This is a genomic window from Nonomuraea sp. B208 (assembly GCF_057536035.1).
Genome location: NZ_BAAJOU010000014.1, coordinates 112,274 through 131,655 on the forward strand (window position 1 = coordinate 112,274; position 19,382 = coordinate 131,655).

The window sequence follows — 19,382 nt, forward strand, 5'->3', positions numbered from 1 at the left end:
TCGTCAAACCCATCACCGGGGCCACCAGGGGACCGGCCGTGCACGGAGGAACAGGACGATGGGCATGCTGACGGGGAAGACGGCACTGGTGACGGGCGCGTCCCGGGGGATCGGGCGGGCGGTCGCGCTGCGGCTCGCCGCCGAGGGCGCGCTGGTCGCCGTCCACTACGGCGGCAACGCCGAGGCGGCCAAGGAGACGGTGGCGCGCATCGAGGAGGGGGGCGGCCGCGCCTTCGCCGTCCAGGCCAGGTTCGGCGCCGACGACGCGCTGGACCGGCTGTTCGACGGCCTGGCCGCCGGGCTCGCCGACCGCGGGCTGGACGTGCTGGTCAACAACGCGGGCATCGCGTCCATCGCCCCCGTCGCGCAGGTTTCGCCGGACGAGCTGGAGCGGGTGCTGGCGATCAACGTGGTCGCGCCGTTCTTCGTGATCCAGCGGGCGCTGCCGTTGCTGAACGACGGCGGCAGGATCGTCAACATGGGCTCCACGGCCAGCCGCTTCGCCGTCACCATGCAGATCGCCTACACCGTGAGCAAGGCCGCGCTGGAGTCGCTGGCCCCGACGCTCGCCAACGAGCTGGGCCGGCGCGGCATCACGGTGAACACGGTCGCGCCCGGCGTCGTGCGTACGGACATGACGGCCGGGCACACCCTCACGCCCGAGCTCGTCGCCGGGCTGGAGGCGATCACCGCGCTCGGCCGGCTTGGCGAGCCCGAGGACGTCGCCGACGTCGTCGCCTTCCTGGCCGGGCCGGACAGCCGCTGGGTGACCGGCCAGACGATCGACGTCTCGGGCGGCACCTGGCTCGGCCCGCTCGGCGTCGCCTGACCAGGCTCAGCTCACGGGCTCAGCTCAGGGGCCCTGTTTAGGGGCCCTGTTCACGGGCGCGGCTCACCAGGCCCGGCTCTCGGGCTCGGCTCTCGGGCTCGGCTCGCGGGGCCGGTGGATAATCACCGGCATGCGGTTCGGAATCCTCGGCGAGACGCGGGCCTGGCACGACGACGGCACCGAGGCGCCGCTGGGCGGGCCGGCCCGCCGCGCCCTGCTGGCGCTGCTGCTGCTGCGTCCCGGTGCGGTGGTGCCGGCCGAGCGGCTGGCGGGGGAGCTCGGCCAGGGGGCGGAGCCGTCGGCCCACGCGTTGCAATCCCAGGTGTCGCGGTTGCGCGCGGCCCTCGGCCCGGAGGCGGCCATCGAACGGACCGGCGCCGGCTACCGGATCGTGGTGCCGGCGGACGCGGTCGACGCCGTCCGCTTCGAACGGCTCGCCGCCGAGGGCCGGGCGGCGCTGCGTGACGGCGACGCCGGGGCCGCGGTGCGGCTGCTGCGCGAGGGGCTGGGGCTGTGGCGCGGGCCGGCGCTGGCCGGGCTGCCCGACGGAGAGAGCGCCCACGCCGCCGCCGCCAGGCTGGAGGAGCTGCGGCTGGCCGCGCTGGAGGACCGCATCGAGGGCGAGCTGCGGCTGGGCGAGCACCGCGCGGCGGTGCCGGAGCTGCGGGAGCTGTCCCGCCGCCATCCGCTCAGGGAACGGACGGCCGCGCTGCTCATGCGGGCCCTGTCGGCCGGGGGCGGGCAGGCGGAGGCGCTGCTGGTGTTCGAGGAGACCCGGCGGCGGCTGGCCGGCGAGCTGGGCGCCGACCCGTCGCCGGAGCTGGCCGCGCTGCACCGCGAGCTGCTGGCCGCTGGTCCCGCGCCGTCGCCGGCCGCGCCGCCCGCGCAGCTCACCTCGTTCGTGGGCAGGGAACGCGAGGTGGCCGGGGTCGCCGCTCTGCTGCGGACGGCGCGGCTGGTCACGCTGACCGGGCCGGGCGGCGTCGGCAAGACCCGGCTGGCGGTCGAGGTCGCCGCGGGCGCGGACGGTGAGGTGTGCTTCGCCGAGCTGGCGGCGTTGAGCGACGGCGGCGGGCTGCCGCAGGCGCTGCTGGCCGCGCTCGGCCTGCGCCACGACGGGCTCCAGCTCGCGGGCGGGGCGCGGGCGCCGCTGGAGCGGCTGGTCGCGGCGTTGTCGGACCGGGAGCTGCTGCTCGTCCTCGACAACTGCGAGCATCTGATCGACGAGGCCGCGGCGCTGGCGGGGCGGCTGCTGGCGGCCTGTCCGCGGTTGCGGGTGCTGGCGACCAGCCGGGAACCGCTCGCGGTGATCGGCGAGCACGTCTGGCCGGTGCGTCCGCTTGACGGCGCGGCGGCGGTCCGGCTGTTCGCCGACCGGGCGGCCGCCGCGGGGCGTGGGCTCGCCGCCGATCCTGGTCTCGTCCGGCGGATCTGCGCGGCCCTCGACGATCTGCCGCTGGCGATCGAGCTGGCGGCGGCGCGGCTGCGCACCCTCGGCGTGCGGGAGCTGGCCGCGCGGCTGGACGACGTGCTCGGTGTCACGGCGCGGGGCGTCCGCACGGCCGACGAGCGGCACCGTACGCTGCGGTCGGTCGTCGGGTGGAGCTGGGAGCTGCTGTCGCCGGAGGAGCAGCGGGCGGCGCGCCGGTTCACCGTCTTCGCGGGCGGCGCGAGCGGGCGGGCCGCTCGCGAGGTGTGCGGGGCCGGGGGTGACGTTCTGGAGTCGCTGGCCGACAAGTCGCTGCTGGAGGTCGCGGGCGACGGCCGGGTGCGCATGCTGGAGACGATTCGCGCGTACGGGGCCGAACGGCTGGAGGAGGCGGGCGAGGGCGAGGAGGCCCGGCGTGCCCATGCCCGGCAGTTGCTGGAGCTGGCGCGGGCGGCCGACGCGCATCTGCTCCGCGCCGAGCAGCTTGACTGGCTGCCGGTGCTGGGCGCCGAGCACGGCAACCTGCTGGCGGCGTTGCGGTGGGCGGCCGGGGCGGGGGAGCGGGCGCTCGGGCTGCGGCTGCTGGCGGCGGCCTCGGCGTACCTGTGGATCCGGGGCGTGTCCGCCTCGGTGGCGCCGTACGCGATCGCGCTGCTGTCCGGCGAGCCGCCGCAGGACGGCGGGCTCGGCGAGGAGTACGCGATCTGCGTCCTGCACGCGGCCGCCGTCCCGGCCGGGCGGGAGCTCTGGCTGCGGCACGCGGCGGCGGCGGGTGAGGCGCTGGCCGCCGCATGGCCGGGTGACCGGGCGGGCCGTCATCCGGCCGCGCTGCTGTTGTGGATGATGCGCAACGCGGGCGAGCGGGATCCGGGGGACGCCTTCACGCTGGTCTCGGCGCAGCGGGACTGCCCCGACCCGTGGGCGCGGGCGTTGTCGCACTATGTCGGCGGTTTCGACGCCCTGGGGACGGGCGGCGCCGCGGCGGGGGAGGACGCCTTCCGCGCGGCCGCCGAGGGGTTCCGTGAGACCGGCGACCGCTGGGGGCTGGCGCTGGCGCTGGACGTTCTCGCGGGGCTGGCGAGCGGGCGCGGCGACCAGGCGGAGGCGATCGCCCTGACCGATCGGGCCCTGACGCTGAGCGGTCAGCTCGGCGCGCTGGAGGACCACGCCGACTTCCTGGTGAACCGCGCCGACTACCTGATCTCCGGGGACGCCGCGGGGGATGGCGTAGAGGACTTCTCGGCGGCGCGGGCCGGCTATGCCTCGGCCGCCGCGCTGGCTCGCCGGGCCGGCAGTTCGTCCGGTCTGGCCGCGGCCCTGCGCGGTTTCGGTGACCTCGCCCTGCTGGCCGGCGACCTGGCCGAGGCGGAGCGGCTCTACACCCGCGCGCTGGAACGCAACGACCCGCACTGGGTCAAGAGCCTCGGCACCCAGGTACGCATCCTCGTCGGCCTCGGCCGGGTGGCCGCCGCGCGTGGCGACCAGTTCACTGCCGCGACGCGCTACCGCCAGGCCGCCGAGGCCGCGGCCGTGATGGGCCCCGCGGTCCCCGGCGCGCTGCGCCTGCTCGGCCTGCCCGCGGGGATCGCTGCCGTCCTGACCTCCGGCTGAGCGCGGGACCGCCCGGCCGCCCCTGAACGAGGTGAAAGTTTCAGGGGGAAGCGGCAGGTCGTCCGGCGCCGGGTCCGTAGGCCGGTTGACGTCATGCCGGTGACGTGCGATCAAAGCTCGCACGGGACGACGGAGTCACGTATCAGGGCATGTTAGCGCTACCAAAGGGGACCCGATCCTATGAGACGCCTGGCAATCCTGCCCCTTCTGCTGCTCATGACGTTACTTTTCCCGCTGCGGGAGGCCGTGGCGGACACCAACGTGGCGCGCTCGGCCACCCCGTCGGCCTCCTACACCTCGGCGTGGGAGAGCGTGGCGGCGATCAACGACGGCATCGACCCGCCGCGCTCGAACGACACCGCCAACCGGCGCTGGGGCACCTGGCCCCAGACCGGCACGCAGTGGGCCGAGCTCACCTGGGCGTCGGCGCAGAACCTGCGCTCGGCCGACGTCTACTTCTTCGACGACGGCGGCGGCGTGCGCGTCCCGGCGTCGTGGAAGCTCCAGTACTGGACCGGCAGCGCCTACGCCGACATCTCCGCCTCGTACCCGGTGGCCGCCGACACCTACAACACCGCGTCCTTCTCCCAGGTCAGCACCACACGGCTGCGGGTCGTGCTGCAGAGCGGCCAGGGGTCGGTCGGGCTGCTGGAGGTGCGGGCGTTCACGCCGGACACCGGCGGCGGCACCAGCGGCTGGAACCCGCCCTCCTCCCTCGTCACCCCGCTGGACGAGGTGTGGCGGCACGTCGAGTCGACGTACTCCAACCCGTACGGGTTCCGCAACTACGGCTGGGACCAGATCATGGCCAACCGCGGCTCCGTCAACTACTGCGTCCGCTGGGACTCCAGCGCCACGGTGACCGCCGCCCAGCGTGACCAGATCCACGCGGCGCTGGCCCGCCAGTTCAAGAAGTGGATGGACGTGATGGCCGGGCACAACGGCTGGCCGTACGCGGACGTGCCGCTGAAGGTCGTCGGCTGGGCCGTGCGCGACCGCGCCCAGCTGCAGTGGAGCGACACGAGCGTGGACATCTACGTCAACGACATCCGCGAGAACGCGCCCCAGTGCTCCGAGCCGTGCGGCCGTTTCTTCAACCAGAGCGGCAACTACCCGAACTGCCCGGGCGGCGCATCCCACCACTACGACATGTCGCTGTGGCTGACCGCCGGGTTCTCCGGAGGCGCGGGAGGTGACTGGGGGCAGCGGGTCGGCAGCGAGTACTACATGTCCAACCTGAACGCCGCCAACATGCACATCCTGCTGCACGAGATAGGCCACTCGTTCGGGCTGGACGACTTCTACGACTGGACGCCGACCGGCGTGTGCTGCTTCCTCATGAAGGCGGGCAGCGCGACGTCGATCACGGACTTCGACGCGTGGATGTTCCGTGACTGGTGGCGTCATCTGAAGAGCCGCTACGGCCTGTGAGCACGGCGATCCGCGCGGCGGCCAGCGCCACGGCCGGGGCGAGGAACGCGGTCAGCAGTGCCTGCGCGTACGGGCTGCTCTGCGTGCTGTGGTCGTAGGCCCGGGCCCCGACCGCCGCGTAGACGGACCAGACGAGGAGGGGGCCGGCCAGCCCCGCGACGAGGCCGGGCCCCCACCTCGCGGCCCGTCGTGCCGTGCGGGCCGCGACCACCGCCACGATCACGAACGGCGTCACCAGGAGCAGCGGGTCCGCGATCACCTCGACGGGTTCCGGCAACTCTCCCGGTGCGCGGTCGAGGGCTTGCAGGGTGCGGAACGCGACGAAGCACACCAGCCCCGCCGCGACCCCCGGGTGCCGCAGCGCGAGGACTCCGGCGGCGGCCCCGATGCCGCCGCCCGCCAGCGAGGCCAGCAGCGCCACACCCGGGGGCTCGACGGTCACGCCGAGGGCCTGCGCGTACTGCATCGGGCCGCCGGCCAGCGCCGCGCCCAGCCAGGCGGCGACCGGCACGGCGGCCGACGACCGGCGCCCGCCCCGCAGCCGCCCGGCCAGCACCGTCGCCAGCACGACCGACGCGGCCGGGTACCACAGGGCGGAGGTGAGGTCCCGGTACCAGCCGGGCCCGTCGTACGGGTGGTAGTCCTCCCACAGCGTCAGCCCGGCCGCCTGCGCGGCGGCGAGCTGCCCCGCCGCCAGCACCGCGCCCGCCCCGGCAGCGACCGCCACCGCCGGGAGCCGTGAGGGCGGCGCTTCCCCCGGCCCCTGTCGCGCTTCCCCCGTCTCGTGCCGGGCGCTCACCGGCGTGTGCCGGGCGGCCAGCGCGTACGCGAGCACGGCCCCCACCGCCCACCCCGGCCAGCCGGGCCACTCCAGCCAGCTCCCCATCGCGTCGGCGGTCTCGATCCCGGCGAGTGCGGTCGCGAGCACCGCCCACGCGCCTCCCCACAGGGTGGCCAGGGCCGCCGCGGCGGGCGACCCCCGTAACAGCAGGCCCGCGAGCACGCCGATGAGCGGCCCGGCGGGCTCCGGCCGGCCGGCCAGGGTCAGCAGCGCGGCCGCCGCGGGCGCCAGGAGGCCGGCGACGAGCGCGGCGCGGAAGATCGGCATCCGTCCAGCGAACCACATCCCGCTAGGTCGTGACAGGCGTTCGCATCCCGGTGCGGGCCGACTCCAGGGCCGCCGTCACCATGGCGAGGCTGCGGATGTTGTCGTGGCACTCGCCCTGCGGCGCCCGCCCGGTGCGCAGCCCGGTCACGAACTCCTCCAGCCCTTCGGCCAGCCCGCCGAAGCGCCGGGGCCGCTCCGGGTAGGGGTCGTCCTCCCGTTTGCGGGCCCGTACGACCTCGCCCTTGGCCGGTTCGGCCACCGGGTCGCCGTCGCCGTCCCACAAGGCGGTGCCGCGCGGGCCGGTCGCCCGCCAGGAGCCGGTCCACGACGTCGGCAGGCCGGGCGCCGACCAGCTGCCGGTGAAGGTGTAGCGCAGCCCGCCGGTCATCTCGAAGATCGCCGTGGCCGAGCACGCGCCCGGGTACCAGGTCCACGCCGGCCGGAACGACTCGCAGTACACCGACACCGGATCGGCTCCCGACACCGCCCGCGCCGCGTCGAACAGGTGGATCGCCATGTCCTGCAGCAGCGGGTGCTCCAGCGTGGACAGGAACGCCGCCCCCCGGTACGGGATGAAGAACTCCGATGTCATCAGCCCGAGCGGCCCCAGCTCGGCCACGGTGCGCCGGTAGGCGACGAGGCCGCGCTGGTGGCGGCGGTTCTGGCTGACGGCGAACAGCCGGCGGGACTCGTCCGCGGCGCGCACCATGGCGCGGGCCTCCTCCAGGGTGACCGCCATCGGCTTCTCGCTCAGCACCGACACCCCGCGCCGCAGCGCCGTCACCGTCACCTCGTGGTGGGCCTGCGGGACGGCGCAGTTGACGACGAAGTCGGGTTCCTCGCCGTCCAGCAGCGAGGTCAGGGACGCGCCGGTGGGTAAGCCGTCCAGGCCCAGGGCGTGGGCGGCGGCGTGGGCCCGTTCGGGGGCCACGTCCACCCAGCCGACCAGCTCGACGCCGGGGTGGGCGAGCAGCTCGGGCGCCCACTGCCCGCCGATGAACCCGGCTCCGGCGATCACCGCGCGCAGCGGCCGGTCGGCTTCCACGGTCGCGAACGTCGCTGACGTCATCGTGCCCCCTGCCAGGTGATCGGGGTGTGGGCGTTCTGGAGCGGCTCGCCGGTCCCGGCGTCCGGGGCGGCCCACAGGACCGCGTTGGCCAGCACCCGCCGTACGTCGGGGTGGTGGTAGACGGGGTATTTCTGGTCGCCGGGGCTGAAGTAGAAGACGCGGCCGAGTCCGCGGCGGTAGCAGCAGCCGCTGCGGAACACCTCGCCGCCGGCGAAGCCGCTGACGAAGACCAGCTCGTCGGGCTGGGGGATGCCGAACGGCTCGCCGTAGGTCTCCTGCGCCTCGATGACCAGCGGGTGGGGGACGCCGCGGGCGATGGGGTGGCCGGGGGAGACCGTCCAGACGAGCTCGCGTTCGCCGGCGTCGCGCCAGTTGAGCGTGCACGTGGTGCCCATGAGCGAGCGGAAGATCTTGGAGTAGTGGCCGGAGTGCAGCACGAGCAGGCCCATGCCGCCGAGCACGCGGCGTCGTACGCGCTCGACGACCTTGTCGTCCACCTCCTCGTGCGCCATGTGTCCCCACCAGGTGAGCACGTCGGTGGCGGCGAGGACCGCGTCGGTGAGCCCGTGCTCGGGCTCCTCCAGTAGGGCGGTGCGGACCCGTGCCCGGGAGCCCAGCTCCTCGCGCAGCCCGTCGGCGATGGCGCCGTGGATGCCGGTGGGGTAGCGGCGGCGTACCTCCTCCTCGCGCGGCTCGTGGTAGTTCTCGCTCCACACGGTGACGTTGAGCGGGGCTTCGGCTGGGGGTGGGACGTGGGCCGCCATCCGTTTCCTTCCGGTCGTCGATCGTCGCCCCTTTCCTCCCCCGCCGCTCCCGCCCCGGAACTAGTGATCTACTTTGTAAAGGCGTTCCGTCGGTTCGCCACATCGAAGAACCGAACAAAAAACTCAATCAACAAAATGGCGGCAGGGCGCGCTGGAGGCGTCTGATCTGCTGGTGGAGGATGTGCGGGTGACGGTGGTCTCCTGTTCCAGGTGCGACAGCTTGTGGGGGTTGCGTACGTGGTAGACGCCGGTGACGTGGCCGTTCTCCACGCGTACGGCGATGACGCCGTCGATCTCCCCGTTGACGCGGACGAGCAGTCCGAGGCTGCCGTTGATGTGCACCGGTTGGACGGATCTTTCCGCGTCGCGTCTCCACCAGCCGGCGGCGAGGAGGCGGGCCACGTTCTGGATGCCTGTGACGGGTCGTAGCAGGGCGTGTCTGAGGCCGCCGCCGTCGCTGAGGGCGACGACGTCCGGTGCGAGGACGTCGAGGAGGCTCTGCAGTTCGCCGGTCTCGAGGGCGCGTTGGAAGGCTTGGAGGACGGCGCGGGTCTCGGCGGGGGTGGCGGTGCCGCGGGGGCGGCGGGCGGCGACGTGGGTTCTGGCGCGGTAGGCGAGCTGGCGTACCGCGTTGGGGCTTTTGCCGACGGCTTCGGCGATCTCGTCGTAGTCGAGGTCGAACACCTCGCGCAGGACGAACACGGCGCGTTCGGCGGGTTGGAGGGTTTCCAGGACCAGGAGCATCGCCATGGAGACGCTTTCGGCGAGTTCGATGTCCTCGGCGACGTCGGGCGTGGTGAGGAGGGGTTCGGGGAGCCAGGGGCCGACGTAGGACTCCTTGCGGCGGCCGAGCGTGCGGAGCCGGTCGAGTGCCTGGCGGGTGACGATGCGTACGAGGTAGGCGCGTTTCTCCCGTACGGTGCCGGGGTCGACGTCGGCCCAGCGCAGCCAGGTCTCCTGGAGGACGTCCTCGGCGTCGGCGGCGGAGCCGAGGAGTTCGTAGGCGACGGACGCCGGTCGCCGTCGCGGTGTAACACCGGTGGCGGGTGGTCCATGTCACATGGTCGGGCTGTTACGGCGGTGGGGGCGTCGTCGTCTGGTGGTCGTCAGGAACGGCATCGGCCACCATGAAGGGAAGCCTTCCCATGTCCACGCCCACGACGACCGGTCAGCGGTCGCGTATGCCCAACCCTCTCCCCTTCCTTCCTGAGATGGCGGAGGTCGGAGCGGGTCTGCACAAGGCCCTGCAGAACGGGGCGGTTGCGCAGGCCACCATCCATCTGTTGCAGTTGCGTCGCGCTCCGAATCCGTCGGGGGAGCGCGTCCCCGACGAGCTGTATGCCAGGGCGTCGGCGCACTACGACGACAGGGCGATGTGGTTGCTCGTCATGGCGATCGCCCACATCGGTTTCTTCACCCCCGCGGCCCTGATCGCCAAGCCGATCCCGGGCATGCCTCCCGGCCGGAACTACAGCGCGTGAGAGAGGAGCCCGGCATGAGCGTGACCACGTTCGCGGTAGCGGGGGCGACCGGGCGGCTCGGCCGTCAGGTCGTGGAGGTTCTGGCGGAGCGGGGGCATCGGGTCGTGCCGATGTCGCGCGCCGCCGGTGTGGACGTCATCACCGGTCGGGGCCTGGCGGAGGCGTTGGCTGGGGCTGAGGTCGTGATCGACGTGGCCTCGTGGCACGCCTCCGATCAGGGCGCGGCGGCGGAGTTCTTTCGTACGTCGGCCGGCAATCTGCAGGAGGCGGGCCGGAGGGCGGGGGTCGCCCGGATCGTCATGGCGTCCATCATCGGCGTCGACAAGGCCACGGCCGGTTTTCTCGTGGCGAAGAAGGTGCATGAGGAATGCCTGCTGTCCGGGCCGGTTCCGGTGCGTCTTCTGCGGGCGGCGCAGTTCCACGAGTTCGTCGGCCAGCTCCTGGACTGGCGGCAGGGTGACGTCGCCTACGTGCCGGCGTTGCCCAGTCAGCTCGTGGCCTGCCGCGCCGTGGCCGAGGAGCTGGTCGACCTGGCGATCGCCGCTCACTCTCCGGGGGCGCCGGTCCCGGAGATCGCCGGGCCCCGCAGGGAGATCCTGGCGGAGGCGGCGCGGCTGCTCGGTGCCCGGCGGGGTGTCAAGGTCGTCGGCGTCGACGGGTCCGCGATGCCGGACGCCGAGCTGGCCGCCGCCGGCTCTTTCCTGCCCGGTCCGCATGCCAAGCTCGCCGGTCCCACTTTCCAGGAGTGGCTGGACGCCCAGCTCTGGGCCGGCCTCGCCCTTGTTCTCGGTGCTCGACCGTCCGGGGCGCCGGAAACAAGGGCTTAGAGCGCCTAACAGAATGATCTACGTTGTGCTTTGATCTCTCGCTGTAGCCAGCGAGAGGAGCGCGAGTGGCCAAGCCGAAGCCGTGGGAGGTCAGCGACGAGCTGTGGGCGGTGATCGAGCCCTTGCTGCCGCAGCGTCAGCGGCGGTTCCGGCATCCGGGACGCAAGCGGCTGGATGACCGGCTGGCGTTGCAGGGCATCTTGTTCGTGCTGCACACCGGGATCGCCTGGGAGCACCTGCCGCAGGAGCTCGGCTACGGCTCGGGCATGACGTGCTGGCGGCGGCTGGCCGAGTGGAACAGGGCCGACGTCTGGCAGCGGCTGCACGAGGTCCTGCTCGACCGGCTACGGGCCGCCGACGCCCTCGACTTCTCCCGGGCAGCGGTGGACTCTTCCCAGATCAGAGCGTTAAAAGGGGGGCGCAGACCGGTCCGTCACCGGTCGACCGAGGGCGGGCCGGCAGCAAGCACCACCTGATCACCGAGGCCACCGGCATCCCGCTCGCGGTGATCTTGACCGGCGCCAACCGCAACGACGTCACCCAGCTTCGCCCGCTGCTGGACGCCATCCCCAAGGTGCGCGGCAAGCGCGGCCGTCCCCGCCAGCGTCCCGACGTCGTGCTCGCCGACCGCGGCTACGACCACGACAAGTACCGCCGTCTGGTCCGTGAGTTGCAGATTCGCCCGCTGATCGCCCGACGCGGCACCGAGCACGGCTCCGGCCTGGGCAAACAACGCTGGGTCGTCGAGCAGACCTTCGCCCTGCTGCACGCCTTCAGACGCCTACGCATCCGCTGGGAGATCCGCGCCGACATCCACGAGGCATTCCTCAAGCTGGCCTGCGCACTCATCTGCTGGCGACGCCTCACCTCATTGCGTTAGGAGCTCTTATCCGACGACGTCCTCCGGAAAGGGCTCCGCCGTAGGTTCTCAGTCGGTCGGTTCGGTTCCTGGGCGGGCCGGTTGTTCGCCGGTGTTCTCGGCGGCGTCGCGGCGTTCTTCTTCGGCCTTGCGTTCGGGGTCGACCGGGGGTTCGACGGGTTCGGCGGGGATGGGGCGTGGGGAGGAGGTGTGGACGTCGCCTCCGGAGCGTTCGGCGACGATGTCGCTTTCTCCGTTGACTCGGCCCACTGCGGCGGGGAGGTCGTCGCTTGTCGTGTTTTGTGCGTTCATGACCGGCATCTGCCCGGAGCGTGGCGTGTGAAGCGCCTGTACTTCCGGCGTGGTATCCGGGCCGGTCGTTGGTCCCGGTGGGGTAGAGGGAGTTCGCTTCGCTCGCGGGACGTCCTGCGTGGTGCGGCCTGCGGAGAATGCCGGTCACCGGGGCTCAAGGCCCGTACGACGCCGGAGGGAGGGCGCTTCGCCATGACCGTTGCCCCGATCGATCTGTTCGCCTCGTCCATCCATCTCGACCGGGAGGGCCGGATCCGCGCCGGGAGAAGGACCGCCGACCCCGACCAGGACGGCTGGCGGCTGACGGCGTTCCATGCCAAGGTGGGCGGGGACGTGCATGTCGGCCATTGGGAGGTTCATCCGGAGGCCGAGGAGATCGTCTCGTGTCTGGTCGGCAAGATCCGCCTTTACCTGCGTCCGGAGGGGCCGGGGCAGCAGGAGGAGGAGATCAGGCTGACGGCGGGCACCGCCGCGATCGTCCCGCGCGGGCGCTGGCACCGGATCGAGCTCGACATTCCCAGCAACATCCTGGCGGTGACGCTGCCGCGGGGCAGCCGCGTGGAGAGGCGCCTCGCTGAGGACGGTTCCGCCCTGTGAGACGGATGGAGACGCCATGTGGAGGAGGCGGACGGTCCTCGACCGGCCCTTGGCGGGGCTGCTGACGGCTCGTGCTCAGCGGGCGCTGGACCTGGCCGGGCAGGAGGCGGGGGTGCTGGGCCATGACCGCGTCACCGCCGGGCACCTCCTGGTGGGCCTGGCCCGTCTGGGTGAGGGGGTGGCCGTGATGACGCTCAGGAGCCTCGGACGCGACCTCACGGCCTCAGCCGCCCGAGGGACGGACGTCGGCCTCGACCAGGTCCTGGAACGGGCTCGCCGTGAGGCGGCCGGGCTCGGGCACCGGTACGTCGGAACCGAGCACCTCCTGCTCGGCCTCCTGCACGACGAGACGACGGCTGCCGCCCTGGGAGTCGGTCTCCGGCAGGCCCGTGCTCAGGTCGTCAAGGTGCTTCACGGTGAGGCTTTCTGAACGCGCTGCGGCGTTCGATGAGCAGCACGTCGCGCCAGAGGCCGTGGTGGCAGCCGATGCGTTCCCTGGTGCCGACGACGCGGAAGCCGAGGGCTTGGTGCAGGGCCAGGCTGGCGGTGTTCTCGGGGAAGACGCCGGACTGGACGGTCCAGATGCCGGCGTCCTCGCTGGCGGCGACGAACGCCGTCAGCAGCGCCCGGCCGATGCCCTGGGCCTGGTGGCGGGGGTGGACGTAGATGCTGTGCTCGACCACGCCGGCGTACACGCAGCGTGACGACACCGGTGAGGCGGCCACCCAGCCGAGCACCTGGCCGGTGCGGGTGTCGCAGGCCACGTAGCGCAAGCCGGGCAGCCGGGCCGCGGTGAAGTCCTCCCAGCTCGGGGCGGTGGTCTCGAAGCTGGCGTGGCCGCTGTCGAGGCCTGCCTGGTAGACGGCCAGCACGTGTCCGGCGTCGGTGGCGCGCATCGGCCGGAGCTCCACGTGCGGCGGGGCGGCCGGTTTGGCGGCCTGGACGATCGCCGAGTGCGTGCCGTCGTCGTGGCCGGTGGTCAGGGTGATGTGTACGCCGGTGAAGCCCGCGGCGGCCAGCAGTTCACGGTATTCGCCCACGGGGAGCGCTCCGGCGGCGCAGCCGGTGCGCTGCTCGGTCGTCGTCGTGTGCGTGGTCACCACGTCGCTGACGCCGAACCGTCCGCCCGGCCGTAGCACCCGGAACGCTTCGGCCAGCACGGCGGCCTTGTCGCTGGACAGGTTGATGACGCAGTTGGAGATGACGACGTCCACCGAGCGGTCCTGCAGCGGCAGCCGTTCGATGGTGCCGGGCAGGAACTCGGCGTTGTGCGCGCCGGCCTGCTGGGCGTTGCGCCGGGCGAGCGCCAGCATGTCCGCGCTGGCGTCCACCCCGTACGCCTTGCCGTCGGGGCCGACGCGGCGGGCTGACAGGAGCACGTCGAGGCCGCCGCCCGAGCCGAGGTCGAGGACGGTTTCGCCGGCGCGCAGCTCGGCGACGGCCACCGGGTTGCCGCAGCCCAGGGCGGCTCGTACCGCTGCCTGGGGCAGCCCTTCGAGGTTGTCGTAGCCGGCGGTGCCGGTGAGGGTCCGTCCGGCGGCGGCGGCGCGGGCGAGCGCGGAGTAGTGGTCGATGATCTCGTCGTGGGCCATGGCTCGGGGCTCCTTCACGGGCAGGTGGGCGGGGGCGGCGCGGGGTTGCCCATGACGACGTCGGCGGCGGTGGGGAAGCAGCTGACGCACGTGTCGTTGATCCGGTAGAGGCTGGAGGTGCGCTGCCGTTCCACCAGGACGAATCGCACCTCGGCGAGGATCTTGAGGTGGTGGGAGACGGTGGACTGGCCCACTCCGGAGGCGGTCACGATGTCGCCGACGCTCATCGGCGCGCGCCGCCGGGCCAGCAGGGACACGATCTGGATCCGGGTGGGGTCGGCGAGGGCCTTGAACCAGCCGGCGTACTCCTCGGCCTGTTCGCGCGGCAGGGGTCCGTTGTTCTCGTTCATCGTACATCGACGATATTCGATGAACGGGTGAGGGGGAAGCCCCGTTCACCTGCCGGCCAGGCGTCTGCCGAGCCACTGCGCCGGCAGCTCCACCCAGCGCCAGGTCAGCGCGGACAGCCCGAGCAGCGCCGCGTACACCGCCCCCAGCAGCGCCAGGCGTGCGGCCAGCGGCAGGGCCCGAGGGTCCGGCAGGAAGAACTCCACGCTCTCCAGCAGCAGCGGGTGCAGCAGGTAGATGGAGTAGGACACCAGGCCGAGCCACGTCAGCCACGACGGCATCGCGCGCCGGCGCAGCGCCATGGCGGCGGCGAACGTCAGCCAGGCCGCCGCGATCGCCGTCTGCACTCCCGGTTCGGCGCGTGCGAGCCACAGCCCCGCCAGCGGTACGAGCGCCGTCCAGGCGAGGTGCCGGCGGCCGTACTGGCCAGTCTCGACGCGGTACAGGGCGGTGCCGGCGAACATGGTCGCCAGGATGAGCAGTCCCTGCCACGGCCCGGGGTAGCTCTGGTTGACGGCCAGCAGCAGCAGGATCGTGCCCGCGACGGCCACGGCGCCCGCCTGCCGGGTGCGCCGGCCGCCGCGCAGCACCGCGGTCAGTCCGGCGGCCAGCACGGCGGTGACGGCGAGCACGACCGTGAGCATGCGGCCCGCCCCGCCTGCCGACAGGAGGGTCACCGGCAGCAGTCCGGCGCCGAGCACGGCGGCCGCGGCGAACGCGAGCGCGGCCGTGGTGCTGCGCCGGTGTGCCCCGAGGGTGAACATGGCGGTCAGCAGGAGGTAGAAGGCCATCTCGTAGGACAGGGTCCACAGCACGTTGGCGACGTTGGGGGCGTACATGAGGTTCTGCAGCATGGTGGCGTGTGCCAGGGCCAGTGCGGCGGGCCGGCTGCTCCACCAGGTGTGCAGGTCGTCCCAGCCGGCTGCGGCGAGCAGCAGCATGCCGGCCACGCACACGGTGAGCAGCGGCCACAGCCGGAAGAAGCGGGAGATCCAGAAGGCTCGCAGGCTGCCCCGGCGTTCCAGTGACGCCGGCACGATGTAGCCGCTGACGAGGAAGAACACCATGACGCCGTACCAGCCGGGGTCGAAGACGGCCTTGACCGGCTCGCGTGCCTCCGGCCAGAGCGGCGCCAGCGCGTGTTCGAAGACCACCACCATGGAGGCGAGGCCGCGCAGCGCGTCCAGCCAGGCCAGGCGGCGGGTGTGCGGCCGGCCGGGGCCGGTGGCGGCGGTGGGGGGAGCGGACAGCATCCGGACATCGTAGTAAGGGACGTCTTTTACCGCTTTGTCGCGCGAGTTTCTGTCAGAACGGTCCGAGGAGGTCGTGCGGGTCGGCGTCGAGGTCCAGGGCCGCCAGGACGCCCAGGAGCTCGCGCTCCTCGTACCGGAAGTGGGAGTGCATGATCGCCGAGAGGCCGTCCAGGTGCAGGGCCAGCTCGTCCGGCGCGGCGCCCGAGGTGATCGCGTGGTCGAAGCGCCGGAGCAGCTGCGCGATCAGCTCGTGGTCCTGCCGCAGCTTGGCGAGCGTGGGCCGCAGCGACGGGTGGCGCGCGGACAGCTGGGGGAAGAGCCCGGCGTCCTCGCGCACGTGATGGCCGTCGAGGGCGGCGCAGAAGCCCTGGCAATGAAGCAGGAGGTCCGCCCGCGCCGCGGCGGTGTCGCCGGCCTGCAGGGATTCGCGGGCGAGGCGCAGTGCCCGGTGCAGGCGCCGGTGCGCCGCCTGCAGTTGGAGGTGCCAGGCCAGGAGCCTGTGCTTGTCGTGCTCACCCACGGGTGGGGAACGGGGAAAGGGTCATCGTGACCGCCTTCCTGATCCGGCGCCTCCATGCCTGACGCGGCCCGTCACCGGCACGCGACGCTGGCTGCGATCCTACTGGCACCCTAGTGGACGGAGAAGCCGCCGTCGACGAACAGCATCTGCCCGGTGACGAACGCCGAGGCGTCGCCGGCCAGGAAGACGGCGGCGCCGGCGAAGTCGGCCGGGACGCCGTTGCGGCCGGTCATGTGGCGGGCGGCGAGGGCCTCGACGCGGCCCGGGACGGCCTGGGCGGGCGCGGTCAACGGCGTGAGGACGAAGCCGGGGATGATCGTGTTGACGCAGACGCCGGCGGCGGACCAGGCCTCGGCCTGGGAGCGGGTGAGCCCGGCGAGGCCGGCCTTGGCGGCTCCGTAGGCGCCGCTGTCGCCGAAGGCGCTGATGGACTGCTGGGAGCCGATGTTGATGATCCGGCCCCAGCCTCGGGCGGCCATGCGCGGGCCGAAGTGCTGGCCGAGCAGGTAGGGGGCGGTGAGGTTGACGGCGACGGTCAGCTCGTAGTCGTCGGCGGTCAGCTCGGCCATCGGTTTGCGGATGTTGTTGCCCGCGTTGTTGACCAGGATGTCGATCTCGCCGGCGGCGTCGTCCATGGTGTCGCAGACGCGCTGGACGTCGCGACGGTCGGCGAGGTCGGCGCTGACGCAGGTGGTGGTGACGCCGTGGCGGCGCAGGCGGCCGGCGGCCTGGTCGAGCTCGGCGGGCCGGCGGGCGACGAGGACGACCTCGGCTCCGGCGCGGCCGAGGGCCTCGGCGATGGCGTAGCCGATGCCGGAGCTGCCGCCGGTGACGAGGGCGCGGCGGCCGTGGAGGGAGAACAGCTCCTGCAGATAGTGCGACACGGTCGCACAAGCTAGCACCCGGGCGGGTGCGGGGCGTGCGCGGGGGAGGCGCGGAGATTGCGCGGGCGTGGCGGCGCGGAGTAAGCTCGAACACTCGCATTCAAGCGCCAGCTTTCACAGCCTTCCCGATAGGAGTATACCACTCGATGGCTAACCGTCAAGATGGTCTCGTCGAAGCCCTTGACACCGAGCAGCGCACCGTGTCGTGGCTGTACGAACTGCTCGACCTCGCCAGGGAACGCGCGCAGGCGACGCTGCGCCAGGTGTACGGCCGCGGCGGCGGCAGCCGTCAGGCGATGGTCGAGCGTGAGGCTCTGGCCTCGGAGCAGGCGCGCAGGCTGGCGCAGCTCAACGCGGTCGAGCGGGGCCTGTGCTTCGGCCGGATCGACGAGCGCTCCGGCGGCAGCACCTACATCGGCAGGATCGGGCTGCGCGACGAGCGGCACGAGGCGGTCCTGATCGACTGGCGGGCGCCGGCGGCGCGGCCGTTCTACGTGGCCACGGCCACCGACCCCGGCGGCCTGCTGCGCCGCCGCCACCTGCATCTGAAGGACCGCCGCGTCATCGCCATCGACGACGAGGTGTTCGACCTGGAGCGGATGAGCGAGAGCGACCGGCGCACGCTGGTGGGAGAGGCGGCGCTGCTGGCCGCGCTGCGGCGGGGCCGTACGGGCCGGATGGGCGACGTGGTGGCCACCATCCAGACCGAGCAGGACCGGGTGATCCGGGCCGGCCTGCAGGGCGCGCTGGTGGTGCAGGGCGGACCCGGCACCGGCAAGACGGTCGCGGCGCTGCACCGGGCGGCGTACCTGCTCTACACCCACCGCGACGTCCTGGAGCGGCGCGGCGTGCTGGTGGTCGGCCCGAACGCGATGTTCCTGCGCTACATCGGCCAGGTGCTGCCGTCGCTGGGGGAGACGCAGGTGGTGATGACGACGGCCGGGGAGATGTTCCCGGGCGTGCGGGCGACGGCGGCCGACGCGCCGGCCGCCGCGGTGGTCAAGGGCGACCTGCGGATGGCCGGGGTGGTGGCCGCGGTGCTGGAGCTGCGCCGCCGGCCGCCGGAGGGCGACTTGGTGGTGGAGCTGGACGGGCTGGCGCTGCGGGTGCCGCACGAGACGTGCGTGCGGCTGCACGAGCGGGCGCGGGCGGTGCGGCTGCCGCACAACATGGCCCGCAAGCTGTACGTGAGCGAGCTGCTGAAGGAGCTGGCCCGGGCTGAGGCGCGGGCGCTGGAGGAGTCGCTGCACCTCGAGGATCTCGCCAACGGCGACCCGGAGATGGAGGAGCTGGCCCAGCCGCTGGACCTGGAGGGCGACCTGGACGAGCTGGACCTGGACCTGGCCTCGGAGCGGCTGTGGGGCGAGCCGGCGGTGCGCCGCGCCGTCGAGGGCCTGTGGCCGGAGCTGACGCCGCAGCGGCTGATCGCCGGTCTGCTGTCGGACCCGCGGGCGCTCGAAGCGGTCATGCCGCCCGGCCTGGACTGGGCGCCGCTGGTGCGGCCGGCGGACGCGCCGTGGACGGTGGAGGACGTGCCGCTGCTGGACGAGGCGGCCGAGCTGCTGGGCGAGGACGACTCGGCGGCGCGCGCGGCCTCCCGCCGCAGCCGGGCCGAGCAGGACGAGGAGCTGCTGTACGCCAGTGAGGTGCTGCAGACCACGGGCGTGGCCGAGGAGGGCATTTTCGCGCGGGCGGACGTGCTGGCCGGGCGGCACGCCGACCCGGGCGCGGAGCTGACCACGGCCGACCGGGCGGCGGCCGACCGGGGCTGGGCCTACGGGCACGTCATCGTGGACGAGGCGCAGGAGCTGTCGCCGATGGCGTGGCGGATGGTGATGCGGCGGGTGCCGGCCAAGTCGCTGACCGTGGTGGGCGACATCGCGCAGACCGGCTCGGCCGCCGGGGCGCGCTCGTGGGGCGAGGTGCTGGACCCCTATCTGCGGGGCCGGTGGCGGATGGAGCATCTGCGGGTCAACTACCGGACGCCGGTGGAGATCATGGACGTGGCGGCGGACGTGCTGCGCGCCTTCGACCCGGCGCAGGAGCCGCCGGAGTCGGTGCGGTCGGGGGAGTCGGCGCCGCGCGCGGTGCGCGTCCCGGTCGAGGGGCTGAAGGAGCTGGTGGCCGAGGAGCGGGCGGCGATCGGGGAGGGCCGGGTCGGGGTGGTGACCTCCGACGCGCTGCGTGAGCGGGTGGGGCGGGAGTTCCCGGCGGCCGACCTGGACGCGCCGGTCACGGTGCTGACGGTGACGCAGGCCAAGGGGCTGGAGTTCGACGCGGTCGTGGTGGTGGACCCGGCGGGCATCCTGGAGCAGTCGCCGATGGGCGGACGGGACCTGTACGTGGCGGTGACGCGGGCGACGCGGCGGCTGACGGTGGCCTACGAGGGCGAGCTGCCGGCCGTCCTGTCCCGCCTGGCCGGCGGCTCCCCCGTGTAGGGGCCGCCGGGGTCGGGGGCCGGGGTCAGG

18 protein-coding genes and 1 pseudogene are annotated in these 19,382 nt (G+C 73.3%); 9 read left to right on the top strand and 10 right to left on the bottom strand.

Annotated elements, in window-relative coordinates:
- Positions 1 to 58 precede the first annotated feature (58 nt).
- The 3 genes from AC27IY_RS11055 to AC27IY_RS11065 all read left to right on the top strand — a co-directional run bounded on the left by AC27IY_RS11055 (position 59) and on the right by AC27IY_RS11065 (position 5,300).
- The gene (locus AC27IY_RS11055; protein WP_423471326.1) at positions 59 to 829 is read left to right on the top strand and encodes an SDR family NAD(P)-dependent oxidoreductase; all 771 of its coding nucleotides are present in this window, start codon (positions 59 to 61) and stop codon (positions 827 to 829) included.
- Positions 830 to 959: 130 nt separating this feature from the next.
- Entirely contained in the window at positions 960 to 3,869 is a 2,910-nt protein-coding gene (locus AC27IY_RS11060; RefSeq protein ID WP_487177869.1) for an ATP-binding protein, read from the top strand.
- A 180-nt stretch (positions 3,870 to 4,049) separates the two neighbouring features.
- Complete coding sequence (locus AC27IY_RS11065; protein WP_487177870.1) at positions 4,050 to 5,300, top strand: hypothetical protein; 1,251 nt, start codon at positions 4,050 to 4,052, stop codon at positions 5,298 to 5,300.
- Here the strand turns inward: AC27IY_RS11065 and AC27IY_RS11070 are convergent.
- The 4 genes and pseudogenes from AC27IY_RS11070 to AC27IY_RS11085 all read right to left on the bottom strand — a co-directional run.
- Entirely contained in the window at positions 5,233 to 6,408 is a 1,176-nt protein-coding gene (locus AC27IY_RS11070) for a hypothetical protein (protein WP_487177871.1), read from the bottom strand. The two genes, AC27IY_RS11065 and AC27IY_RS11070, sit on opposite strands and share 68 nt — an antisense overlap.
- Positions 6,409 to 6,430: 22 nt before the next feature.
- Positions 6,431 to 7,477: a Gfo/Idh/MocA family protein gene (locus AC27IY_RS11075; RefSeq protein ID WP_449956406.1), complete on the bottom strand. Its 1,047-nt coding sequence runs from the start codon at positions 7,475 to 7,477 to the stop codon at positions 6,431 to 6,433.
- Positions 7,474 to 8,241, bottom strand: a complete 768-nt coding sequence (locus AC27IY_RS11080) for a ThuA domain-containing protein (RefSeq protein ID WP_487177872.1) — start codon at positions 8,239 to 8,241, stop codon at positions 7,474 to 7,476. Before AC27IY_RS11080 ends, AC27IY_RS11075 begins: the two co-directional genes overlap by 4 nt.
- A gap of 123 nt (positions 8,242 to 8,364) precedes the next feature.
- Positions 8,365 to 9,255: pseudogene (locus AC27IY_RS11085) on the bottom strand (RNA polymerase sigma-70 factor); the annotation flags it as partial.
- A 197-nt stretch (positions 9,256 to 9,452) separates the two neighbouring features.
- On the opposite strand from AC27IY_RS11085, the gene AC27IY_RS11090 reads away from it, so the two are divergent.
- The 3 genes from AC27IY_RS11090 to AC27IY_RS11100 all read left to right on the top strand — a co-directional run bounded on the left by AC27IY_RS11090 (position 9,453) and on the right by AC27IY_RS11100 (position 11,429).
- Positions 9,453 to 9,722, top strand: coding sequence for a hypothetical protein (locus AC27IY_RS11090; RefSeq protein WP_487177873.1), 270 nt, complete (start codon positions 9,453 to 9,455; stop codon positions 9,720 to 9,722).
- A 14-nt stretch (positions 9,723 to 9,736) separates the two neighbouring features.
- Positions 9,737 to 10,549, top strand: coding sequence for an SDR family oxidoreductase (locus tag AC27IY_RS11095; RefSeq protein ID WP_487177874.1), 813 nt, complete (start codon positions 9,737 to 9,739; stop codon positions 10,547 to 10,549).
- 65 nt (positions 10,550 to 10,614) lie between these two features.
- Positions 10,615 to 11,429, top strand: a protein-coding gene (locus AC27IY_RS11100; RefSeq protein WP_487177875.1) for an IS5 family transposase whose coding sequence is annotated in 2 segments (ribosomal slippage) — positions 10,615 to 10,960 and positions 10,960 to 11,429 — 816 coding nt in all. Because the reading frame shifts where the segments join, the coding sequence is not laid out codon by codon here.
- A gap of 48 nt (positions 11,430 to 11,477) precedes the next feature.
- On the opposite strand, the gene AC27IY_RS11105 is transcribed toward AC27IY_RS11100, so the two are convergent.
- Positions 11,478 to 11,729 carry a hypothetical protein gene (locus AC27IY_RS11105; protein ID WP_487177876.1) on the bottom strand — a complete coding sequence of 84 codons (252 nt, stop codon included), beginning with the start codon at positions 11,727 to 11,729 and terminating at the stop codon, positions 11,478 to 11,480.
- 183 nt (positions 11,730 to 11,912) lie between these two features.
- Between AC27IY_RS11105 and AC27IY_RS11110 the strand changes: the two genes are divergently transcribed.
- Positions 11,913 to 12,317 carry a cupin gene (locus AC27IY_RS11110; protein ID WP_449956424.1) on the top strand — a complete coding sequence of 135 codons (405 nt, stop codon included), beginning with the start codon at positions 11,913 to 11,915 and terminating at the stop codon, positions 12,315 to 12,317.
- A gap of 16 nt (positions 12,318 to 12,333) precedes the next feature.
- Complete coding sequence (locus AC27IY_RS11115; protein ID WP_487177877.1) at positions 12,334 to 12,747, top strand: Clp protease N-terminal domain-containing protein; 414 nt, start codon at positions 12,334 to 12,336, stop codon at positions 12,745 to 12,747.
- Here AC27IY_RS11115 and AC27IY_RS11120 read toward each other — a convergent pair.
- The 5 genes from AC27IY_RS11120 to AC27IY_RS11140 form a co-directional block, all read right to left on the bottom strand.
- Positions 12,719 to 13,909 carry a GNAT family N-acetyltransferase gene (locus AC27IY_RS11120; protein WP_487177878.1) on the bottom strand — a complete coding sequence of 397 codons (1,191 nt, stop codon included), beginning with the start codon at positions 13,907 to 13,909 and terminating at the stop codon, positions 12,719 to 12,721. The genes AC27IY_RS11115 and AC27IY_RS11120 overlap by 29 nt on opposite strands.
- Before the next feature lie 14 nt (positions 13,910 to 13,923).
- Positions 13,924 to 14,259, bottom strand: coding sequence for an ArsR/SmtB family transcription factor (locus AC27IY_RS11125; RefSeq protein ID WP_487177879.1), 336 nt, complete (start codon positions 14,257 to 14,259; stop codon positions 13,924 to 13,926).
- Between the two features lie 45 nt (positions 14,260 to 14,304).
- Positions 14,305 to 15,510, bottom strand: a complete 1,206-nt coding sequence (locus tag AC27IY_RS11130; RefSeq protein WP_487177880.1) for an acyltransferase family protein — start codon at positions 15,508 to 15,510, stop codon at positions 14,305 to 14,307.
- A 52-nt stretch (positions 15,511 to 15,562) separates the two neighbouring features.
- Positions 15,563 to 16,030 (bottom strand): hemerythrin domain-containing protein, encoded by a 468-nt coding sequence (locus AC27IY_RS11135; RefSeq protein WP_449956433.1) that lies wholly within the window; start codon positions 16,028 to 16,030, stop codon positions 15,563 to 15,565.
- Between the two features lie 110 nt (positions 16,031 to 16,140).
- Entirely contained in the window at positions 16,141 to 16,914 is a 774-nt protein-coding gene (locus AC27IY_RS11140; protein ID WP_449956436.1) for an SDR family NAD(P)-dependent oxidoreductase, read from the bottom strand.
- Positions 16,915 to 17,060: 146 nt separating this feature from the next.
- Between AC27IY_RS11140 and AC27IY_RS11145 the strand changes: the two genes are divergently transcribed.
- Complete coding sequence (locus AC27IY_RS11145) at positions 17,061 to 19,352, top strand: HelD family protein (protein ID WP_487177881.1); 2,292 nt, start codon at positions 17,061 to 17,063, stop codon at positions 19,350 to 19,352.
- The last annotated feature ends 30 nt before the right edge of the window (positions 19,353 to 19,382 follow it).

What these genes read in the sequence shown, in the direction of transcription:
- AC27IY_RS11055 (WP_423471326.1), top strand. Translation starts at nt 59, where the DNA reads ATGGGCATGCTGACGGGGAAGACGGCACTGGTGACGGGCGCGTCCCGG.
- AC27IY_RS11060 (WP_487177869.1), top strand. Translation starts at nt 960, where the DNA reads ATGCGGTTCGGAATCCTCGGCGAGACGCGGGCCTGGCACGACGACGGC.
- AC27IY_RS11065 (WP_487177870.1), top strand. Translation starts at nt 4,050, where the DNA reads ATGAGACGCCTGGCAATCCTGCCCCTTCTGCTGCTCATGACGTTACTT.
- AC27IY_RS11070 (WP_487177871.1), bottom strand. Translation starts at nt 6,408, where the DNA reads ATGCCGATCTTCCGCGCCGCGCTCGTCGCCGGCCTCCTGGCGCCCGCG.
- AC27IY_RS11075 (WP_449956406.1), bottom strand. Translation starts at nt 7,477, where the DNA reads ATGACGTCAGCGACGTTCGCGACCGTGGAAGCCGACCGGCCGCTGCGC.
- AC27IY_RS11080 (WP_487177872.1), bottom strand. Translation starts at nt 8,241, where the DNA reads ATGGCGGCCCACGTCCCACCCCCAGCCGAAGCCCCGCTCAACGTCACC.
- AC27IY_RS11090 (WP_487177873.1), top strand. Translation starts at nt 9,453, where the DNA reads ATGGCGGAGGTCGGAGCGGGTCTGCACAAGGCCCTGCAGAACGGGGCG.
- AC27IY_RS11095 (WP_487177874.1), top strand. Translation starts at nt 9,737, where the DNA reads ATGAGCGTGACCACGTTCGCGGTAGCGGGGGCGACCGGGCGGCTCGGC.
- AC27IY_RS11105 (WP_487177876.1), bottom strand. Translation starts at nt 11,729, where the DNA reads ATGCCGGTCATGAACGCACAAAACACGACAAGCGACGACCTCCCCGCC.
- AC27IY_RS11110 (WP_449956424.1), top strand. Translation starts at nt 11,913, where the DNA reads ATGACCGTTGCCCCGATCGATCTGTTCGCCTCGTCCATCCATCTCGAC.
- AC27IY_RS11115 (WP_487177877.1), top strand. Translation starts at nt 12,334, where the DNA reads ATGTGGAGGAGGCGGACGGTCCTCGACCGGCCCTTGGCGGGGCTGCTG.
- AC27IY_RS11120 (WP_487177878.1), bottom strand. Translation starts at nt 13,909, where the DNA reads ATGGCCCACGACGAGATCATCGACCACTACTCCGCGCTCGCCCGCGCC.
- AC27IY_RS11125 (WP_487177879.1), bottom strand. Translation starts at nt 14,259, where the DNA reads ATGAACGAGAACAACGGACCCCTGCCGCGCGAACAGGCCGAGGAGTAC.
- AC27IY_RS11130 (WP_487177880.1), bottom strand. Translation starts at nt 15,510, where the DNA reads ATGCTGTCCGCTCCCCCCACCGCCGCCACCGGCCCCGGCCGGCCGCAC.
- AC27IY_RS11145 (WP_487177881.1), top strand. Translation starts at nt 17,061, where the DNA reads ATGGCTAACCGTCAAGATGGTCTCGTCGAAGCCCTTGACACCGAGCAG.